This window comes from Pseudoalteromonas sp. bablab_jr010, assembly GCF_016464105.1.
GTDB classification, from domain to species: domain Bacteria; phylum Pseudomonadota; class Gammaproteobacteria; order Enterobacterales; family Alteromonadaceae; genus Pseudoalteromonas; species Pseudoalteromonas simplex.
In genome coordinates this window covers 117,368-135,780 of sequence record NZ_JACDWV010000199.1, presented here as the reverse complement: position 1 = coordinate 135,780, position 18,413 = coordinate 117,368, and the positions used below count along the sequence as shown (strand labels likewise).

The 18,413-nt window shown below is 42.0% G+C and carries 22 protein-coding genes; 18 read left to right on the top strand and 4 right to left on the bottom strand.

Translation table 11 applies throughout. The features are described 5' to 3' along the window. Nucleotides 1–262: 262 nt before the first annotated feature. The 5 genes from JIG37_RS20340 (at nt 263) to JIG37_RS20320 (ending at nt 4,003) form a co-directional block, all read left to right on the top strand. Nucleotides 263–937 (top strand): winged helix-turn-helix domain-containing protein, encoded by a 675-nt coding sequence (locus JIG37_RS20340; protein WP_240921030.1) that lies wholly within the window; start codon nt 263–265, stop codon nt 935–937. Nucleotides 938–1,110: 173 nt separating this feature from the next. Continuing rightward, nucleotides 1,111–1,437 carry a hypothetical protein gene (locus JIG37_RS20335; protein ID WP_166340599.1) on the top strand — a complete coding sequence of 109 codons (327 nt, stop codon included), beginning with the start codon at nt 1,111–1,113 and terminating at the stop codon, nt 1,435–1,437. An 89-nt stretch (nt 1,438–1,526) separates the two neighbouring features. Beyond that, complete coding sequence (locus JIG37_RS20330; protein WP_054551131.1) at nt 1,527–1,838, top strand: pyrimidine/purine nucleoside phosphorylase; 312 nt, start codon at nt 1,527–1,529, stop codon at nt 1,836–1,838. A 182-nt stretch (nt 1,839–2,020) separates the two neighbouring features. Continuing rightward, nucleotides 2,021–2,377: a ribosome-associated translation inhibitor RaiA gene (gene raiA / locus JIG37_RS20325; protein ID WP_054551132.1), complete on the top strand. Its 357-nt coding sequence runs from the start codon at nt 2,021–2,023 to the stop codon at nt 2,375–2,377. Nucleotides 2,378–2,770: 393 nt separating this feature from the next. Then, on the top strand, nt 2,771–4,003 hold the full coding sequence (locus tag JIG37_RS20320; RefSeq protein ID WP_199530166.1) for a divalent metal cation transporter: 1,233 nt from the start codon (nt 2,771–2,773) through the stop codon (nt 4,001–4,003). 128 nt (nt 4,004–4,131) lie between these two features. Here the strand turns inward: JIG37_RS20320 and JIG37_RS20315 are convergent, their stop codons facing one another. The 3 genes from JIG37_RS20315 to JIG37_RS20305 are packed head-to-tail and all read right to left on the bottom strand — an operon-like array spanning nt 4,132 to nt 6,440. Continuing rightward, complete coding sequence (locus JIG37_RS20315) at nt 4,132–5,319, bottom strand: VWA domain-containing protein (protein ID WP_054551134.1); 1,188 nt, start codon at nt 5,317–5,319, stop codon at nt 4,132–4,134. A 1-nt stretch (nt 5,320) separates the two neighbouring features. After that, nucleotides 5,321–6,169, bottom strand: a complete 849-nt coding sequence (locus JIG37_RS20310; protein ID WP_054560907.1) for a MoxR family ATPase — start codon at nt 6,167–6,169, stop codon at nt 5,321–5,323. A gap of 52 nt (nt 6,170–6,221) precedes the next feature. Further along, nucleotides 6,222–6,440 (bottom strand): DUF1653 domain-containing protein, encoded by a 219-nt coding sequence (locus JIG37_RS20305; RefSeq protein WP_138599734.1) that lies wholly within the window; start codon nt 6,438–6,440, stop codon nt 6,222–6,224. Between the two features lie 78 nt (nt 6,441–6,518). Here JIG37_RS20305 and JIG37_RS20300 point away from each other — a divergent pair, with 78 nt between their 5' ends. From JIG37_RS20300 to rpoS, 11 genes are read left to right on the top strand one after another with little or no spacing between them, the layout of a single operon-like run. After that, entirely contained in the window at nt 6,519–7,001 is a 483-nt protein-coding gene (locus JIG37_RS20300) for a DUF2947 domain-containing protein (RefSeq protein WP_138599731.1), read from the top strand. Nucleotides 7,002–7,060: 59 nt separating this feature from the next. Continuing rightward, nucleotides 7,061–7,693 (top strand): hypothetical protein, encoded by a 633-nt coding sequence (locus JIG37_RS20295; protein ID WP_054560904.1) that lies wholly within the window; start codon nt 7,061–7,063, stop codon nt 7,691–7,693. Between the two features lie 22 nt (nt 7,694–7,715). Next, on the top strand, nt 7,716–8,006 hold the full coding sequence (gene ftsB / locus JIG37_RS20290) for a cell division protein FtsB (RefSeq protein WP_054551139.1): 291 nt from the start codon (nt 7,716–7,718) through the stop codon (nt 8,004–8,006). Beyond that, nucleotides 7,996–8,697 carry a 2-C-methyl-D-erythritol 4-phosphate cytidylyltransferase gene (ispD, locus tag JIG37_RS20285; RefSeq protein WP_054551140.1) on the top strand — a complete coding sequence of 234 codons (702 nt, stop codon included), beginning with the start codon at nt 7,996–7,998 and terminating at the stop codon, nt 8,695–8,697. The genes ftsB and ispD overlap by 11 nt, the downstream gene beginning before the upstream one ends. After that, nucleotides 8,694–9,176, top strand: a complete 483-nt coding sequence (gene ispF, locus JIG37_RS20280) for a 2-C-methyl-D-erythritol 2,4-cyclodiphosphate synthase (protein WP_054551141.1) — start codon at nt 8,694–8,696, stop codon at nt 9,174–9,176. The genes ispD and ispF overlap by 4 nt, the downstream gene beginning before the upstream one ends. Beyond that, nucleotides 9,173–10,201 (top strand): tRNA pseudouridine(13) synthase TruD, encoded by a 1,029-nt coding sequence (locus JIG37_RS20275; protein WP_199530165.1) that lies wholly within the window; start codon nt 9,173–9,175, stop codon nt 10,199–10,201. The genes ispF and JIG37_RS20275 overlap by 4 nt, the downstream gene beginning before the upstream one ends. Further along, nucleotides 10,202–10,966, top strand: coding sequence for a 5'/3'-nucleotidase SurE (gene surE / locus JIG37_RS20270; protein WP_138599729.1), 765 nt, complete (start codon nt 10,202–10,204; stop codon nt 10,964–10,966). Next, nucleotides 10,956–11,594: a protein-L-isoaspartate(D-aspartate) O-methyltransferase gene (locus tag JIG37_RS20265; RefSeq protein WP_054551144.1), complete on the top strand. Its 639-nt coding sequence runs from the start codon at nt 10,956–10,958 to the stop codon at nt 11,592–11,594. Before surE ends, JIG37_RS20265 begins: the two co-directional genes overlap by 11 nt. An 11-nt stretch (nt 11,595–11,605) precedes the next feature. After that, a complete protein-coding gene (locus tag JIG37_RS20260; protein WP_054551145.1) occupies nt 11,606–12,184 on the top strand; it encodes a YqaA family protein in 579 nt (192 codons plus the stop codon). A gap of 42 nt (nt 12,185–12,226) precedes the next feature. Beyond that, nucleotides 12,227–13,051, top strand: coding sequence for a peptidoglycan DD-metalloendopeptidase family protein (locus tag JIG37_RS20255; RefSeq protein ID WP_054551146.1), 825 nt, complete (start codon nt 12,227–12,229; stop codon nt 13,049–13,051). Nucleotides 13,052–13,111: 60 nt separating this feature from the next. Continuing rightward, nucleotides 13,112–14,095 (top strand): RNA polymerase sigma factor RpoS, encoded by a 984-nt coding sequence (gene rpoS, locus JIG37_RS20250; protein ID WP_054551147.1) that lies wholly within the window; start codon nt 13,112–13,114, stop codon nt 14,093–14,095. 101 nt (nt 14,096–14,196) lie between these two features. Here the strand turns inward: rpoS and mutS are convergent, their stop codons facing one another. Further along, entirely contained in the window at nt 14,197–16,770 is a 2,574-nt protein-coding gene (gene mutS, locus JIG37_RS20245) for a DNA mismatch repair protein MutS (protein ID WP_138618548.1), read from the bottom strand. 21 nt (nt 16,771–16,791) lie between these two features. Here mutS and JIG37_RS20240 point away from each other — a divergent pair, with 21 nt between their 5' ends. Both JIG37_RS20240 and recA read left to right on the top strand, forming a co-directional pair. Continuing rightward, nucleotides 16,792–17,289, top strand: a complete 498-nt coding sequence (locus tag JIG37_RS20240) for a nicotinamide-nucleotide amidohydrolase family protein (protein ID WP_138599727.1) — start codon at nt 16,792–16,794, stop codon at nt 17,287–17,289. Between the two features lie 58 nt (nt 17,290–17,347). Further along, nucleotides 17,348–18,394: a recombinase RecA gene (recA, locus tag JIG37_RS20235; RefSeq protein ID WP_054551150.1), complete on the top strand. Its 1,047-nt coding sequence runs from the start codon at nt 17,348–17,350 to the stop codon at nt 18,392–18,394. The last annotated feature ends 19 nt before the right edge of the window (nt 18,395–18,413 follow it).

The following is an 18,413-nucleotide window of genomic DNA, read 5'->3' as shown; positions in this document are numbered from 1 at the left end:
TTAAGCCGCTAAAATTTAAAAGCCCGCCCTGTATAGCACAGCGCGGGCTTTTTTGTGTTTGACTGGTAGGTTGGGTAGAACGGAGTGAAACCCAACACATTTGCTAGCACATAAACCTTACTCCTCGTGGCGTGCTCAAGTACGATCTTCAATTATCACATCATGCAAATTGTTAAGCTTTCCCTATGTATTATAAGGGATTGGTTAATAGTGGCTTTCTGCTATATTATCGTCCAGTCAAAGTAATATTTAAGGAATGAAAATGAAATGGTTGTATATGCTGGCTTTACTGTTAGCTAGTTTTAATAGCTTTGCTTTATGTTTTGATATGTCGTTTTTTCGAGTGGGTGTTTGTGGAGACGATCTTGAAAGTATTAGTATCGATTTACCATTTATTTTATGGGTGCTTGCGGTTGTTTTATTTGGGCAGTTATTAGTAAAAAGCAAGGTTAATGCTTACTTAATATCTTTACTTTTTATTCTCTCTCTACCACTTAGCCCAATTGTTCTTTTAGTGACTTACAGCTTTAAGTTAATTAGTAGAAATTATAAAAAAGTATTGAGAAAAAGTGAGCAAGAAGATACTCAAGAAGTAGAGGAAAAAAGCTTTTCTCTTTCAGACCAAAGCACTTTGATGATCGGTGAATATACATTTAATTACGAAGAAAAAAGCATTTCAAAAGATGAGCAAGTAACTTATTTAGAACCAAAAATGATGCAAGTACTTAGCTATTTAATAGAGCAACAACCTAGAGTCGTCAGCTTAGAAGAGCTACACAGCAATGTTTGGCAAAATCAAATAGTCACCGACACTGCTATTCGCCGAGTAATTAGTAAGTTGCGAAATGCCTTTTCAGATACTGATACAAAAAACCCTAAATATATAAAGTCCCAGATGAAAAGAGGGTATCAATTCATAGCTGAAGTTTTTAGCTAACTTATTGATTTATTGGTGTTATTGTTGGTGTGATTATAGTTATAACTTTGGTTATAAGTAAGTGATGATTAAGTAATGGCTAAATTATGGTGTAATTTTCAGAGTCATTTAAATTGAAATGACAGAGGCAGTTGCTTGCTTCTTTTTACTTTTAATTTAATAAGGAAATGACCATGAAATACATCGTTACAGCCATCGCTTTAATATCTATGGCAGCACTTACTTTTTACGCACTAAATACAAGTCAGTGTATATCTTTCGATCTTTTATTAGTCGAAGTTGCTTTCGGAAGCTGCGAATTGAAGGCTGAAAATACGAGCTTGTTATCGTATCTTATTCTCGCTGGCTGGCTAATTTGTAATTTCTTATATGGTAAGTTTTACATTAATGGAACATCTCCAAGAGTATTAACTCCATTGTTGTTTATTGTTGGTCTACCTGGAACTTTCTTTGTTTTCTTACTTGTTCAGTTTATTAAAGATAATAAAAAGCCAGCTTAAATATAAGTATTAATTGAATTATCTTCAGTTGCTGCACGCTTAAAATTCGGGCAGGGTGGATTAGATTTAACAAAACAACAGGAGTGAGGATGTCTCAGTTTGATAATGTAAGTGTGCTGAAAAAAGCTAATGTGTATTTTGACGGTAAAGTGTCTAGCCGTACTGTGGTATTTGCTGATGGCAGCACGAAGACGTTAGGCTTTATGCAACCGGGTGAGTTTGAGTTTGCTACGAGTAAAAAAGAGTTGATGGAGCTTAACGGTGGCAGTTGGCAAGTGCTATTACCCGGTGAGAGCGAATGGCAAACGATGCAAGCTGGAGAGTCTTTTACGGTTGATGCAAATGTTACCTTTCTAGTAAAGGTCAGCGAGTTTGCTGACTACTGTTGTTCGTATAGTTAATGAACAGTTGTTAACCTTTCTGAAAAGCCCGTGTGATGCGGGCTTTTGCATATTTTATCCGCAACGCATGATCTAAATCATCTGTGGTTACAATCAATTACTAATTATCTGCAATTTTCGCTTGTGTTAATTCAATTCGCCCCCAATACTAACTGTGAGGTAACAAGAAAAAAGGATACCCTATGAAGATTAATATTTCTGGTCATCATGTTGACGTTACTGAGGCTGTTAGAGCTCATATCAACGAGAAGTTCTCGAAAATTGCTAGCCATTTTCCATCATTAATATCACTCGATATTATTCTTTCAAAAGAACATAATAAGTATCAGGCTGAGATTAGTACAACCTATGAAGGCGCACGTTTATCAGTAAAAGCTGAAGATGATGTGATGTACCCAGCTATCGCAGGTGCTGCTAAAAAACTCGATGCATCACTGAAACATCGTAAAGGGCAAATGAAAGCCAAACTACACGAAAAGCCGGTCAGTACAACTCCGGAAATTGCCCACGAAATCATTCAGGAAATGAACCTGAGCTAATTACAGAGCACTAGCCTAAGCGGCTAGACTTAAAACTAAATCTGAAAAAGCCAACCGTTGCGAAACGCTTGGCTTTTTTGGTTTTAATATTTAACTATCAGCCGTCAGATTGAAGTTCCAAAAGTTAGCGAGTTGCTAGGGGAAAGAGTAAAGTTAGTGAGATACGAGACGTAGGAGGCGTTTTAACGCCGAACAAACATGGAGATATCAGATATCAGTCGTTAGAAGTCAGATTAAAAAACAACGGCTTGACATAAGTGGTAGGCAGTCTAGTGTTGCTAACTTGCTAACTTGCTAACTTGCTAACTTGCTAACTTGCTAACTTGCTCTGCTTCCAATCTCACCTAAAACGCTGTAAGTTGCTTGTAACTAAGAATAAAACACACACAACTTATGCAATCAGCAGTATCAAATTGGCAGTCTAAATTAAATGCTTTAGGGCCGGGGGTTTTAATGGCTACAGCCGCCATTGGTGGCTCACATCTAGTAGCATCAACACAAGCCGGGTCGTTATTCGGCTGGCAGCTATTTTGGCTAATCATTGTAGTAAACGTATTGAAGTATCCATTCTTTCGATTTGGCATGGAGTACACCCTTGCGACCAAACAAAGTTTAGTTGAGGGCTACAAGCAAAAAGGACCTGGGTATTTCTATAGCTTTATTGCGCTTAATATAGTCGCCGCCGTAGTGAATACTGCGGGGGTTTTATTATTAACGGCCAGCCTACTGCACTATGCATTACCTGTCACAATTTCTGTAACCTTATTATGCTGGCTGATTTTAGCTGTGTGTTTGCTTATTTTGTTGTTAGGGCATTTTAAAGCGCTCGATAATGTCTCAAAGCTCATTATGGGGCTGTTAACGGTTACAACTGTGGCTGCGTTGGTAGTGGCAATTAATAATGGTGCTATGGCGCCAGTTGACTATGTGGGGCCGTCGCCGTACGAACTTGCTATGCTCGGCTTTATGGTCGCTCTCATGGGCTGGATGCCTGCGCCTATCGAAATATCAGCAATTAGCTCACTGTGGCTAAAAGAAAAGCAGCACCAACAACCAGTGACAAAGCAACAAGGCTTGTTTGATTTTAATTTGGGCTACTGGCTTACCGCAGCACTTGCGTTAGTGTTTTTCTCATTAGGCGTATTAGTGCAATATGGCCAAGCACAGGCTGTGCAATTAGGTGGAGTCGCCTTTGCAAAGCAATTAATTGATATGTATGCCCTTACCATGGGCGAGTGGGCAAGGCCGCTGGTTTCAGGTATTGCTTTTTTATGTATGTTTGGCACCACGCTAACAGTGCTTGATGGCTACGCCAGAACATTAAATGAGTCACATAAACTGCTACCGATTAAACAATCTAAACACAGTTTAAATATGTGGTTATTACTGCAAGCATTTGCTGGCATGGCAGTGATTTTATTCTTTAAATCAGCCCTTGGCCCAATGCTCACTTTTGCTATGACCCTCGCTTTTGTAACCACGCCTGTATTTGCATGGCTGAACTTTAGTTTAGTGCGCTCAGAACCCAGCATTCATCACTCACCTTTATTACGCACCCTAAGCTGGCTAGGATTGGTTTATTTAGTGGGCTTTGCGCTAGTGTTTTTGGTTTGGAAGGGAATGTAAATGGGAGCTGTCAGCTTTCAGCCGTCAGTTTATAGCTGATCGAGAAGGGGCTTAGTTATTTGTATTTATAAACAATTATAACTTTACATTCATTTCTCAGTTTTTATGCTGTTTGACGGCTGATAGCTCTAACTCAACTCCCTAATCGCATTACTAATCCCATCTAGCGTGAGTGGGTACATGCGGTTATCCATTAACTGCTTTATAAAATCAATTGATTGATAATAGCGCCAGTGTTCAACGGGCTGTGGGTTGAGCCAAGCGACTTTATCAAAGTGATTGGTTATGCGGTTTAACCAAGCGCTACCGGGCTCTTCATTCCAATGCTCAACGCTGCCACCGGGGTAGGCGATTTCGTAAGGGCCCATGGTGGCATCGCCAACAAAGATCACCTTGTAGTCGCTGGTGAACTTGTTAATCAAGGTCATGGTATCAATGACGTTAGAGTGACGACGTTCGTTGTCTTGCCAAACATGCTCATACAAACAGTTATGAAAATAGTAAAACTCAAGGTGTTTAAACTCGCTGTGGGCGGCGCTAAATAACTCTTCGCAGGTATGAATGTAATCATCCATTGAACCGCCGATATCAAATAGCATCAATACTTTTACCGCATTATGGCGCTCTGGTGCCATTTTTACATCGAGCATGCCGCCTTGTTTTGCGGTTGCGCGAATGGTTTCGGTTAAATCGAGAGTATCGCTGGCGCCAGTACGGGCAAATTTACGCAGTTTTTTTAGAGCGAGTTTAATGGTGCGCGAGCCAATTTCACGGTCACTATCAAGGTTTCGGTAGCTGCGTTTATCCCATACTTTTACTGCACGGCGATGTCGGTTACCGTCTTGGCCTATGCGCACACCTTCAGGGTTATAACCATAGGCGCCAAATGGCGAAGTGCCACCGGTACCTACCCACTTATTACCTCCAGCATGGCGCTTTTGCTGCTCTTCAAGGCGTTGCTTGAGGGTTTCCATGAGTTTATCAAGGCCGCCCATGGCTTGTAATTGCGCCTTTTCTTCTTCGCTTAAGTGTTTTTCAAACTCTTTGCGTAGCCAATCATCAGGCAAGGCATGTTGCTGTTTTAAGCTTTCGAGCAGATCAAGGTCGGCCACGCCACTAAAGTAATCTGCAAAGGCTTTATCAAAACGGTCAAAGTGGGTTTCATCTTTTACCATGATGGTACGCGCTAAGTAATAAAACGCGTCAACATCGGCAAAAATAACCCCTTGCTTGAGCGCATTGATCAAATCAAGTAGCTCTCGCAAACTAACAGGTAAGCGGTATTCGCGAAGCTTAAAGAAAAACGCAATTAACATCTTAACGGCGGCTCATAAACGCAAGTTTTTCGACTAAGCTAATGTCTTGCTCGTTTTTTAATAACGCGCCAAACATGGGCATTAAGCCGCCTTTTTGGCTTTTATCATGCAGTGTTTTAGCATCAATATCTTCGGCCATCAGTAGCTTTAACCAGTCGAGTAATTCGCTGGTTGATGGCTTTTTCTTAATGCCGTTTACGTCACGTAGATTAAAGAACACCTCAAGTGCTTGGCGTACTAAATCTTGTTTAACATGCGGGTGATGCACATCGATAATTTGCGCCATTTCTTCACTACTAGGAAAATCAATGTAATGGAAAAAACAACGACGTAAAAAGGCATCTGGCAGCTCTTTTTCGTTATTCGACGTAATGATCACAATCGGACGTTGCTTTGCAATAACTCGCTCGCCGGTCTCATAAACATGAAACTCCATCTTATCGAGCTCTAATAGCAAGTCGTTGGGAAATTCAATATCGGCTTTGTCGATTTCATCAATCAATAGCACAGGACGCTTGTTATGTTGCTCACCATAGGTAAAGGCTTGCCATAATTTCCCTTTTACAATGTAGTTGCTGATATCGTGCACTCGCTCGTCACCTAACTGGCTGTCGCGAAGGCGCGATACCGCATCATATTCATACAGGCCTTGCTGCGCTTTAGTGGTTGATTTGATGTGCCATTGAATTAGCGTGGTGTCTAAGCTTTTTGCAAGCTCCTCGGCCAGCATGGTTTTACCTGTGCCGGGTTCACCTTTTATAAGCAGGGGTTTTTCAAGCAAGATCGCTGCGTTAACCGCTTGTTTTAATGAGTTACTGGCAATGTAGTTATCGGTTGAATTAAAAAGCACGATGTCACCTTATCTGGTCTGAGCAGTGATTAATAACGTCATGATGCCACAGTTAGTCGGCGTCTGAAAGGTATGCAAAACGCGGTACCGTTTTGCCCTCTACAGTAACTACTTCTGTAAACATACTAAGTGGGCGTGCCCACATACCAAATTCGCCGTATAGCGCTTGATAAATTACCAGTGGCTCATTCGTTTCGCTGTGGGTAGCAATATATTCAACTTTGTATTTTGGGCCTTTGTAATGTTGGTAAATACCGGGTTTGATTGTCATGTGTTTATCTCGCATCTTGGAGTCATTTGGGTATAATTGCAGTTTGCACATTTTACGCTGAAACAAACTGCCTAAACTATGAATTATATTTCGTTAGATGAATACAAAAAAGCCTGGGTTTTTCGTCATAAAGATATGCCGATAAGCAGCGAAGACGCAGCACAAATTAAACCAATGAGCGCTGAACGCGCTGCGGTCTTATGGACTACTATGGTGAGCCGCGAACATGATCACCCTGACTTTTTTGATAAAACAGATTGGTGCGGCAAAGACGACAGCTTTTCAGAGACCATTAACTGGGAAAACGCATGGGAAGCGGGCGACGAGCAGTTACCTGAAGAAATCCTAAACCACTTAGCGTGGGAAGCTAATACCACTGTTTATTTTTGTATGGCTCGCGATAATATCATTGAAACCAGCTTTGCCGTTTTTAAGCGTTGTTGGCAAAACTTTATGTTTTTAGCAGATGGTAGTTTGTTGTTAGGTAAAAAGCGTGATGCAGTAGTGCAGTTTTTAGAAACTGGTAACGCAAAGTTGGGTAAAAAAGGTGCAGTAAAGTAGCGCTCAATAAACGCTCTATGCTATAAAACAGTCAAGCAATTGTTTTATAAGAGCGCGCATTGTCTAAACCAACTTCACAGAGCGAACACTCGCAACAAGCCGAAATTTGGCAAACTGATGCCGAACGTGCTTTGTATGCGCAGTTATGTAATGCATTTTATGCTCGTGAGATCCCGCGTTTAGTCGATGAACCTGATACTGCAAGGCTTAAACGCTTATTGGCAAGTTTGCCTTACTATATTGAGCGTTTAGCCATGCGTATAGTTAGTGGCGATGCACCATTACAGCTTGATTCACAAAATGGCAGTTGGCTTGAAAAACAAAAAACAACGCCACCTGTTTATAATAAAAAAGACTCAAAAGACTTTTATAGTCAACATGCTAAGCGCGGGTTAATTGTTCCCGTGCTAATTAATGACGAGCAATGTACAACTGTGCGCATAGACAGCTTAGATCAAGTAAGCGACAATAAGGTACATTGCAACGAGCTTGGTTGGTTTGATACTTCAGGTGAATCGCTAGAAAACACGCATATTCAACTGCTTAAGCCTGCAAAGGCAGTGATGGCGGCGGCGTGTTGCGGTCATCAATGGCAATTTAATAAACGCATCACACCTAAGCGTTTGTCATTAAGAGAAATGCTACTAGCAAGCAATATAAATTGGCGTAATTTAAAACGCCCTTTGACTTAATTTAACCGCGAAGGAGTGTTCAATGCGGGTTTTTCAATTCGCCTTGTTATGTTTGGCTTTATTTCTGCAATATCGTTTATGGTTTGGTCATAATGGTGTGCAAGATTACACTCGTCTGAAACAAGCGGTTACCTCTCATCAAGACACTAACGCGAAATTATTAAAGCGCAATACTGTACTTAAAGCAGATATAAAAGATCTAAAGCTTGGTCAAGAAGGTATCGAAGAGCGCGCGCGTAATGAATTAGGAATGATTAAACCTGGCGAAACCTTTATTCGCGTTTTGCCGGGCCAACAACAAAATGAAAATTAAGCAAACTATAACCGCCATTGTTCCCGCTGCGGGGGTAGGGAGTCGAATGCAGCATTCGGCGCCAAAGCAGTATATTGAACTGGCGGGTAAAACTATTTTAGAACACACCCTGAGTAAACTTGCAGAACTTAACGAATTAAACACCATCAAAGTAGCAATTAGCGATGATGACGGCTACTTTGCTGATTTACCACACATAGATAAGCGTATTGAGCGTGTGAGTGGTGGTAAAGAGCGCGCTGATTCAGTGCTTAACGCCTTGCTATCACTTGCTGATAACCCACCTGATTGGGTACTTGTGCACGATGCGGCAAGGCCGTTAGTGTGTTTGGCTGATATCCAGCGTTTAATGACAGAATGCATCGCTGCCAATGAAGGCGGTATCTTAGCGTCAAAAGTAAAAGACACCATTAAGCGCGGTCATACCCACAGTGAGCAAACAGTGCCTCGTGATGATTTATGGCAGGCACTCACTCCTCAGTTTTTCCCTTATCAAGCGCTGACTAATGCGCTATCAAGTGCCCTTAAAAATGGTGTGACTATCACTGATGAAGCATCGGCAATTGAATGGGCTAAGCAGCCTGTTAAGCTGGTTGCCGGTCGCAGTGACAATATTAAAATCACCACCCCAGAAGATTTAGATTTAGCAGCATTTTTACTGCAAAAACAACAAAACGAGAGTACCTCATGATTCGAATTGGCCATGGCTTTGATGTACACAAATTTGGCGGCGAAGGCCCGTTGGTAATTTGTGGTGAAAAAATAGATTACCCACAAGGCTTTTTAGCGCATTCAGATGGTGATGTTGCCATTCACGCATTGTGTGATGCTATTTTAGGTGCATTAGCAATGGGGGATATTGGCAAGCATTTTCCAGACACTGCGAGCGAATACGAAAATATTGATAGCCGAATTTTACTACGCCACGTGGTTGGGCTTGCTAAAGAGCAAGGTTACGTACTTGGCAATGCCGATGTCACGATTGTTGCGCAAGCACCAAAAATGTTGCCACATATTCAAGCAATGCGTGAAAACTTATGCCAAGACCTTGAAGCTGATATTTCACAAGTTAATGTGAAAGCAACAACCACAGAGAAGCTAGGGTTTGAAGGCCGCAAAGAAGGTATTTCAAGCCACGCAGTGGTGATTATGAGCAAACTAAGCGCATGAGTGAGTTAAACTACCTATACGGTAAACCTCTTTCTAAGGCTGACTTTAAAACTCACGCCGAAGACTTCATGGTTGATGAAGACTTAGGAATTGAGTTTACTGGTTCTGGTGAACATGTTTGCTTGCAGGTTGTAAAAAAAGGCGAAAATACTCAGTTTATTGCGAAACGCATTGCCGAAAAAGCAGGGGTATCTCCACGTGATGTGAGTTATGCAGGCTTAAAAGACCGTCATGGCGTGTGTACACAGTGGTTTAGCGTGCCAGTACCAATTAAAAAGCACATAGAATTTAGTGAACTGAATAACGAGCAATTTTTTGTAATTTCGCAACAGCGCCATAACCGTAAGCTCAGAACGGGTTGCCATAAAGGCAATCGCTTTACCATTACGTTACGCAACGTGACTGAGCCGCTGGATATTTTGTGCCGTATCAACGCGGTGCGTGCAGGGGTGCCTAATTACTTTGGTGAGCAGCGCTTTGGGCATGGTGGTCACAACCTTGAAATGGCAAAGCGCATGTTTGCTGGAGAGCGTATCCGCGATAAAAAATTGCGTGGTTTAGTTATTTCAGCTGCACGATCTTATGTATTTAATGAAATTGTGAGTATGCGGGTTGCCGAGCATGGCCTTGCAAAAACAATGCACCGCGAAGTGTTTATGCTCAGCGGCAGTAATGCATTTTTTGAAGACAACATTAGTGATGACAATATTGCTCGCTTAGCGTCTGGTGATATTGTGATGTCGGCCCCCATGGTTGGTAAAGGCGAAAAAGGCCTGACCGAAACCGAAAAAGTGTGGCTCGAGCCTTATCAATCTTGGATAGGGGGCCTTAGCGAACTTGGCCTTAAGAATGAGCGTAGAATGTTACGCCTTATTCCTGACTCATTAGCCGTTGAAACGATTGACGAAACTACTTTAAAGTTAAGTTTTGGTCTACCAAAAGGCTGTTTTGCTACTGCCTTACTGCGTGAGTTGGTGGACTATCAAGATGCAAGCCCCAGAGAACAAAAACAAAAGGATGCGTAAATGAAAATCTTATTGAGCAATGATGATGGCGTACATGCTAAAGGGATTGCGGTTTTGTATCATGCATTAACGCAAATTGCAGATGTGACCTTAGTGGCGCCAGATCGCAATTGCAGTGGCGCAAGTAATTCATTAACGTTAATGAATCCGCTGCGTGCAACTACCCTTGATAATGGTTTCATTTCAATTAATGGCACGCCGACTGACTGTGTACACTTAGGGGTTAACGAGTTAACCGAGCAGCAGCCAGATCTCGTGGTAGCCGGAATAAACCACGGCGCCAATTTAGGTGATGATACCTTGTATTCAGGTACTGTTGCCGCCGCCACTGAAGGTCGCCACTTAGGACTGCCAGCGATTGCTGTGTCGTTATGCTCTAAAGAAGGAAATCACTTTGAAACTGCAGCTGCGATTGCGGTGAGTATTATCAAAGAGTTGGCATCGCACCCATTACCGAAAGATCAAATCATCAACTTAAACGTACCAGATATTCCACTTACTGAGCTAAAAGGAGTCAAGGTAACCCGTTTAGGTTCGCGTCATAAAGCTGAAACCATGACGAAACAACAAGACCCATGGGGCCGTGACATTTATTGGTATGGTACCCTTGGTGCTGAAAGTGATGCAGGTGAAGGCACTGATTTTTACGCCATAAATAATGGTTACGCATCAGTGACCCCGCTTAGTGTTGATATGACAGCGAAAGAAAGTTTACAAGCAGTCGATAGCTGGTTAGCAAATATGGAGATTAATAGTGCTGACTAATTATAATCGCAGCGCACTGGCATTAGCAGAGTTATTGAAACGCGAAGGTGTAGAAGACAGCACTGTGCTTGAAGCGATAGCCTCAACACCCAGACACATTTTTATCGATGATGTTTTACAGCACAAAGCTTATCAAAATACCGCATTGCCAATTGGTCAAGGACAAACGATTTCGCAGCCTTATATTGTCGCACGTATGACTGAGCTACTTCGCTTAGCGGGCGTACGTGATAAAGTGCTCGAAATTGGCACAGGGTCTGGCTACCAAACGGCAATACTGGCAAAAACGTTCACTAAAGTGTGCTCGGTAGAGCGTATAAAAGCACTACAGTGGCAAGCAAAACGCCGTTTGCACAAACTCGATTTATATAATGTCACCATGAAACATGGTGATGGTTGGCAAGGCTGGCAATCACAAGCGCCGTTTGAGGGGATTATTGTTACAGCTGCAGCCGCCACTATGCCACAAGGGTTACTTGCTCAATTGGCTGATGGGGGCGTTATGATTGCACCTATCGGTGAGCAAGATCAGCAATTAATGATGGTCGTTAGAAATGGCGATACTTTCACAGAACATAAAGTCGCACCAGTAAGATTTGTACCTTTGGTACCTGGTGATATTGAATAGGACGTTAAACTTTGAAGTTGTTTACTAAGTTATATGATATGGCACTGGTATGGGCTAAACATCGCCATGCAGAGCGTTATTTAGCAGGGATGAGTTTTGCTGAATCTGTTTTTTTTCCGGTACCACCGGATGTCATGCTAGCACCTATGTCACTTGCTCAACCAGATAAAGCATGGCGTTTTGCCAGCTTTACGACGATTGCTTCAGTGATTGGTGGTATTTTAGGTTACTTACTTGGCTTTTGGTTATTCGAACCTGTGGTCGAGCCGCTGATTGCGCAAATGGGTTGGCAAGCGAAATTTGACACAGCGCTAAGTTGGTTTGAAAACTACGGTGTGTGGGTGGTGTTTTTAGCGGGATTCTCCCCCATACCTTATAAGGTTTTCACCATAGGTGCTGGTTTGATGCAAATGGCATTTCTGCCGTTTCTAATTGCTTCGGCAATTGGTCGTGGCGCACGCTTTTTCTTAGTGTCGGCTTTAATGAAGTGGGGCGGCGTTAAAATGGAGCAGAAATTACGTCAATATGTTGAAGCGCTTGGCTGGGGATTAGTTGTTTTAGTTGTGGTTGCGTACTTTTTACTGCGATAACCCGTAAAACCATTAAACTAGTACGATAAGGAGCATTTTACGATGAGCAGGCAGATAACAGTCTATGTTACTTTGTTTCTTAGTATTTTGCTCTTTGGCTGTACTTCTCGCGAAGCCCCAGCACCGGTGAGTAGTTTAGATAATAAAGTTAAACCCGCCACACGCAAAGTTAATATCTCAGGTTCAAAATATGTAGTTAAAAAAGGTGATACATTGTATTCAATTGCCTTTAGTGCTCAGCAAGATTTTCGAACCCTCGCAAAAATAAACGATATTCCAGCACCTTATACCATCTTCCCTGGGCAGAATATTTCGCTCATAAAATCGGCACAAAAACAAAAAAAGACGAAAAAATATACGAATTCGAGTAAAAAGTCTACTGTTTCTATACAAAAAAATAACAAAAAATTAAAGAAAGAGCTTGATCAGCCAAAACAACGAGAGTATGTTCAGAAACAAGCCAACAAAATAATTAGTGAAAAAAAACGTAATTCTAATGCAAAAGTTGTATGGAACTGGCCTGCTAAAGGTAAAGTAACGCAACGCTTCTCTAATAAAGAGAACGGCTTTAAAGGGTTACAGATCACTAATAAACAAGGGGCTTCTGTTGTAGCTGCTGCACATGGAACTGTGGTATACGCGGGCAACGCATTGAGGGGGTATGGTAATTTAATCATTTTGAAACACAATGATGATTACCTAAGTGCATACGCGCACAATTCAAAGTTGCTTGTAAAGGAAAAACAGGAAGTAAAGGCGGGGCAGAAAATAGCAGAAATGGGCAGTTCAGACTCTACGGTTACGGCTTTGAGATTTGAAATTCGTTATCGGGGTCAAGCAGTCAATCCTGCTAAGTATCTACCTTAGCCATTTAGGGTATTGATAAAGTGATTTAGCTCAATCACATATTTGCTCGGGAGGACGCTTATGGGTCACACAGCAAAACTTGAGAAAAAAACTGACGCGATTGACGATAAATTTGATGACACGGTAGTCGAAGAAGAGTCTTCTGAATTACTTGAAGAAGTCGACAACGAAGATGAAATTTTTGCAAAAGAAGAAGTTGCCAAGAATTTAGATGCTACACAGCTGTATCTTGGTGAGATTGGTTTTTCTCCGCTGTTAAGCGCAGAAGAAGAAGTCTATTTTGCTCGAAAAGCACTGAAAGGCTGTGAAGCCTCTCGCAAGCGAATGATTGAAAGTAATTTACGTTTAGTGGTGAAAATTGCCCGCCGCTATAACAACCGTGGCCTTGCGCTACTAGACCTTATTGAAGAAGGTAATTTAGGCCTTATCAGAGCCGTTGAGAAATTTGACCCAGAACGTGGTTTTCGTTTTTCAACTTATGCAACTTGGTGGATACGTCAAACCATTGAACGTGCCATCATGAACCAAACACGTACGATTCGTTTACCTATTCATGTGGTCAAAGAGCTTAATGTTTATTTAAGAACAGCCCGTGAATTAACGCAGAAACTTGACCATGAACCTACTGCAGAAGAAATTGCAGAGTGCTTAGATAAGCCGGTTGAAGATGTTACTAAGATGCTGCGTTTAAACGAAAAAATCACCTCGGTGGATACACCTATCGGTGGTGAAAATGACAAAGCGTTATTAGATATTATCGCCGATGAGAAAGACTACGGTCCAGAAGGCGAAGTACAAAACAATGACATCAACAAGCACATTGTTGATTGGCTTGGAGAGTTAAACCCGAAACAGCGTGAAGTACTTGCTCGTCGTTTTGGTTTACTGGGCTATGAGCCATCAACCCTTGAAGATGTTGGTCGTGAAATTGGCTTAACACGTGAACGTGTAAGACAAATTCAAGTGGAAGCATTACGTCGCTTAAAAGACATTTTGCAACACGAAGGTTTAAGTACAGATAGCCTATTCGACCAATTCACCTGATTTGACAACAATGTATACCTGATCAAGGGTATCGAACCCACGGGTTCAGAACACACAAAAAAGCTGACGTTACGTCAGCTTTTTTTACATCCACTCAAAATTTAAAGTAAATCTTTTAATTGATACAGTAGTTGGTGTGCTTGTCTTGGCGTTAGGCTATCTGGATCAAGCTGTTTTAAGGTTAATTCAAGCTCTGAAGGTTCATCATCAAAACTTAATGTTTGCTGTTGTTGCTCAATAGGGGCAGTAACAGGTTGATGATTCTCAAGCATTTTAAGCTTTTGTTTTGCTTGTTGGATAACCGCTTTTGGTACACCAGCCAAAGCAGCAACTTGTAAACCAAAGCTCTTGCTTGCTGCGCCTTCAAGCACGGTATGCATAAAGGCAATGGTGTCGTTATGCTCAATGGCATCGAGGTGCACATTAACCAGCCCCGTTTTTTGCTCGGCCAGTTCGGTTAGCTCAAAATAGTGGGTTGCAAACAAAGTTTTAGCAGCAATTTTTGATGCTAAATAATCAGCCGTTGCATAGGCAAGCGATAAACCATCATAAGTTGAAGTACCGCGACCAATTTCATCCATCAGTACCAGTGATTGCGCTGTGGCGTTATTTAAAATTGTTGCCGTTTCGGTCATTTCAACCATGAAGGTTGAGCGCCCTGATGCTAGGTCATCACTTGCGCCAATACGCGTAAAAATACGGTCAATATTACCAATTTCTGCACTATCAGCAGGAACGTAACAACCAATGTGAGCCATCAAAACAATAAGTGCGGTTTGGCGCATATAGGTCGATTTACCACCCATATTTGGACCTGTGATAATTAACATTTTACGGTCGTTATTAAGCTCTACTGGGTTGGCAATAAACGGGTCTTTCATTACCTGTTCTACCACTGGGTGGCGACCTTGTTTAATGCTGATATTATCGTTATCGCACAGTGTTGGCTTAGCATAATTAAGCGCTTGCGCACGTTCGGCTAAATTGTTCAGTACATCTAAATCTGCTAAAACAGCTGCCATTGTTTGTAACTGCTCAATGTGCGGAGCAATAAACTCAAAGAGTTGCTCGTAAAGCTGTTTTTCAAGTGCTAGCGCTTTTGACTGGCTACCAAGCACTTTATCTTCGTGCTCTTTAAGCTCAGGGATAATATAGCGCTCATTATTTTTTAGCGTTTGACGGCGAATATAATCGGCAGGAACCAAATGCGAGTTAGCGCGACTTACTTCAATAAAAAAGCCATGCACCTTGTTATAGCCAATTTTTAAGGTGCTAATGCCTGTGCGTTCACGCTCACGTTCTTCAAGCTTTTCGAGAATATCGGTTGCGCCTTGGCTTAGGGCACGCCATTCATCAAGCTCACTGTTATAACCCGGGGCAATAACACCCCCATCACGAATAAGTACCGGTGGGGTTTCGATGACAGCACGTTCTAGTAAGTCTTGTAGCTCAGGTAATTGCTGTGATTGCGCTATTATTTGACTAATACGCGGATCGTTGGCGTCCAGAAGTAATTCGTGTAATGGTGCCAGAGCTTGCAGTGCGCTACGCAGGCGCGTTAAATCACGCGGGCGTGCTGTGCAAAGCGCTAAACGGGCGATAACACGCTCAATGTCGCCAATTTGCTTTAATGACTCTTGTAGCTCACCACATAATTGCGCATCGATAATTGCACTAATAGCGTTTAGTCGAGAGTTGAGCTCTGTTTTGCTGCGCACTGGTGTATGAATACGACGCTTTAATAAGCGTGAACCCATCGCAGTCGCTGTTTTATCAAGTACTTGCGCAAGCGTGTTTTCGTAGCCGCCTGATAAATTAACTGTTAGTTCAAGGTTTTTACGGGTTGCGGCATCTAAGATCACCGCGTGTTCGTTTTGCTCAAGGGTAATCGCACGAATATGCGGCAGGGCAATACGTTGAGTGTCTTTTACATATTGCATTAAGCAGCCCGCAGCCACCAAAGCAGCGTGTGCTTTGTCTACACCAAAACCAACTAAATCTTTGGTGCCAAATTGGTCGCAAAGTAAATGCTGTGCAGTATCTAAATCAAATTCCCATTCTGGGCGACGACGTGCGCCTTTGATATGTTCAATTAAATGCACATTTGCAAATGTTTCACTATAGAGCAGCTCAGCAGGGGCTAAACGTTGTAATGTTGAGCTAAATGCTTCATCAGTATTTACTTCTAATACATTGAATCTGCCAGAGTTAATATCTAAATAAGCAATACCATATAAGCCTTGTTTACTTTGCCACACACTGGTTAGCAAGTTGTCTTGGCGTTCTTGTAATAACGCTTCGTCAGAAATAGTGCCCGGTGTAACAATGCGCACAACTTTACGCTCAACAGGGCCTTTGCTAGTAGCTGGGTCGCCAACTTGTTCACAAATAGCCACCGACTCACCCATTTGTACAAGGCGAGCTAAATAGTTCTCTACTGCGTGATAGGGCACACCCGCCATTGGAATGGGATCGCCACCGGCTTTTCCTCGGTGGGTTTGAGAAATATCAAGAAGTTGTGCTGCACGCTTGGCATCATCAAAGAAAAGTTCGTAAAAGTCGCCCATACGATAAAACAATAAAATATCCCGATGCTCGGCTTTTATTTTTAGATACTGCTGCATCATAGGGGTTTGTTGTTTTATAGTGTGCGGTGCATAAAGATCAAACGACATGTATTTACCCAAAGGCTGAATATGGAATTACATCAAGAGATTAAAACACTTGCTGCGAAATTAGGAGCTATTTTAACGGATAAACGCTTATGGATCACTACCGCAGAATCATGCACTGGCGGTGGAGTGAGTTATGCGCTCACCGATACCCCGGGCAGTTCTAATTATATTGACCGAGCGTTTGTTACTTATAGTAATCAAGCAAAACATGAGCTCATTGGCGTTAGCGAGCAAACTTTAAACAGCTTTGGCGCGGTGAGTGAACAAACCGTTGTTGAAATGGCATCGGGGGCGGCAAAAGCTGCAAACGCCGATATTGCAATAGCTATTTCGGGGATAGCAGGCCCCGGTGGTGGAACACTGGATAAACCTGTGGGATTAGTGTGGTTTTGTATTCATTTTGCTGGTCAAAACTACCCAAGCAAACAGGTTTTCGCTGGTGATAGAGCTGAAGTTAGACTGCAAGCTATTGTTTATTCATTAAAAAACATAATTGAATTGATAAAATCTGAAAATTAGCTTGATACTGTAATTTCATACAGTATACTGTCTGCATTAGCCGGATTTGGAGAACAGAATGAACGATAACAAACAAAAAGCCTTAGACGCTGCTTTATCACAAATTGAGCGTCAATTTGGTAAAGGCTCAATTATGAAACTGGGCGACAACAAAGCCCTAGATATTGAAGCAATCTCAACAGGTTCACTTGGTATCGATATCGCACTAGGTATTGGTGGTTTACCTACAGGCCGTATTGTTGAAGTGTATGGTCCTGAATCATCAGGTAAAACAACACTTACTTTACAAGTTATCGCTGAAGCTCAAAAGCAAGGTAAAACGTGTGCATTCGTAGATGCTGAGCACGCTTTAGATCCTGTATACGCACAAAAATTGGGCGTAAACATTGATGATTTACTTGTTTCTCAGCCAGACACGGGTGAGCAAGCATTAGAAATTTGTGACATGTTAGTTCGTTCAAGTGCTGTTGATGTTGTGATTGTTGACTCGGTAGCAGCTTTAACACCTAAAGCTGAAATCGAAGGTGACATGGGTGACTCACACATGGGTCTGCAAGCTCGCTTAATGTCACAAGCATTACGTAAGCTTACAGGTAACATCAAGCGTTCAAACACACTATGTATTTTCATCAACCAAATCCGTATGAAAATTGGTGTTATGTTTGGTAACCCTGAAACAACAACAGGCGGTAACGCACTTAAATTCTACGCTTCAGTACGTATCGATATTCGTCGTATTGGTTCAGTGAAAGAAGGCGATGAGGTTGTTGGTAACGAAACCCGCGTTAAAGTTGTTAAAAACAAGGTTGCTCCGCCGTTTAAACAAGCTGAGTTCATCATCATGTATGGTGAAGGTATTTCTAAACAAGGCGAACTAATCGACTTAGGTGTTAAGCATAAGATTGTAGAAAAATCAGGTGCTTGGTACAGCTACAATGGCAGCAAAGTTGGTCAAGGTAAAGCAAACTCAATTAAGTTCTTAAAAGACAACCCAGAGATCGCTGATGAGATTGAAGGTAAGTTACGTGAGATGCTATTACTTCAAGCAACTGTGCAACCAGAAGATGGTGAAGATGCTGGCCTATTAGCTGAAGACGAGCTATAAACACCGCAAAAGAGTATAG

Coding starts and splice junctions, on each gene's coding strand:
- JIG37_RS20340 (WP_240921030.1), top strand. CDS start 263: ATGAAATGGTTGTATATGCTGGCTTTACTGTTAGCTAGTTTTAATAGC.
- JIG37_RS20335 (WP_166340599.1), top strand. CDS start 1,111: ATGAAATACATCGTTACAGCCATCGCTTTAATATCTATGGCAGCACTT.
- JIG37_RS20330 (WP_054551131.1), top strand. CDS start 1,527: ATGTCTCAGTTTGATAATGTAAGTGTGCTGAAAAAAGCTAATGTGTAT.
- raiA (WP_054551132.1), top strand. CDS start 2,021: ATGAAGATTAATATTTCTGGTCATCATGTTGACGTTACTGAGGCTGTT.
- JIG37_RS20320 (WP_199530166.1), top strand. CDS start 2,771: ATGCAATCAGCAGTATCAAATTGGCAGTCTAAATTAAATGCTTTAGGG.
- JIG37_RS20315 (WP_054551134.1), bottom strand. CDS start 5,319: ATGTTAATTGCGTTTTTCTTTAAGCTTCGCGAATACCGCTTACCTGTT.
- JIG37_RS20305 (WP_138599734.1), bottom strand. CDS start 6,440: ATGACAATCAAACCCGGTATTTACCAACATTACAAAGGCCCAAAATAC.
- JIG37_RS20300 (WP_138599731.1), top strand. CDS start 6,519: ATGAATTATATTTCGTTAGATGAATACAAAAAAGCCTGGGTTTTTCGT.
- ftsB (WP_054551139.1), top strand. CDS start 7,716: ATGCGGGTTTTTCAATTCGCCTTGTTATGTTTGGCTTTATTTCTGCAA.
- ispD (WP_054551140.1), top strand. CDS start 7,996: ATGAAAATTAAGCAAACTATAACCGCCATTGTTCCCGCTGCGGGGGTA.
- ispF (WP_054551141.1), top strand. CDS start 8,694: ATGATTCGAATTGGCCATGGCTTTGATGTACACAAATTTGGCGGCGAA.
- JIG37_RS20275 (WP_199530165.1), top strand. CDS start 9,173: ATGAGTGAGTTAAACTACCTATACGGTAAACCTCTTTCTAAGGCTGAC.
- surE (WP_138599729.1), top strand. CDS start 10,202: ATGAAAATCTTATTGAGCAATGATGATGGCGTACATGCTAAAGGGATT.
- JIG37_RS20255 (WP_054551146.1), top strand. CDS start 12,227: ATGAGCAGGCAGATAACAGTCTATGTTACTTTGTTTCTTAGTATTTTG.
- rpoS (WP_054551147.1), top strand. CDS start 13,112: ATGGGTCACACAGCAAAACTTGAGAAAAAAACTGACGCGATTGACGAT.
- mutS (WP_138618548.1), bottom strand. CDS start 16,770: ATGTCGTTTGATCTTTATGCACCGCACACTATAAAACAACAAACCCCT.
- JIG37_RS20240 (WP_138599727.1), top strand. CDS start 16,792: ATGGAATTACATCAAGAGATTAAAACACTTGCTGCGAAATTAGGAGCT.
- recA (WP_054551150.1), top strand. CDS start 17,348: ATGAACGATAACAAACAAAAAGCCTTAGACGCTGCTTTATCACAAATT.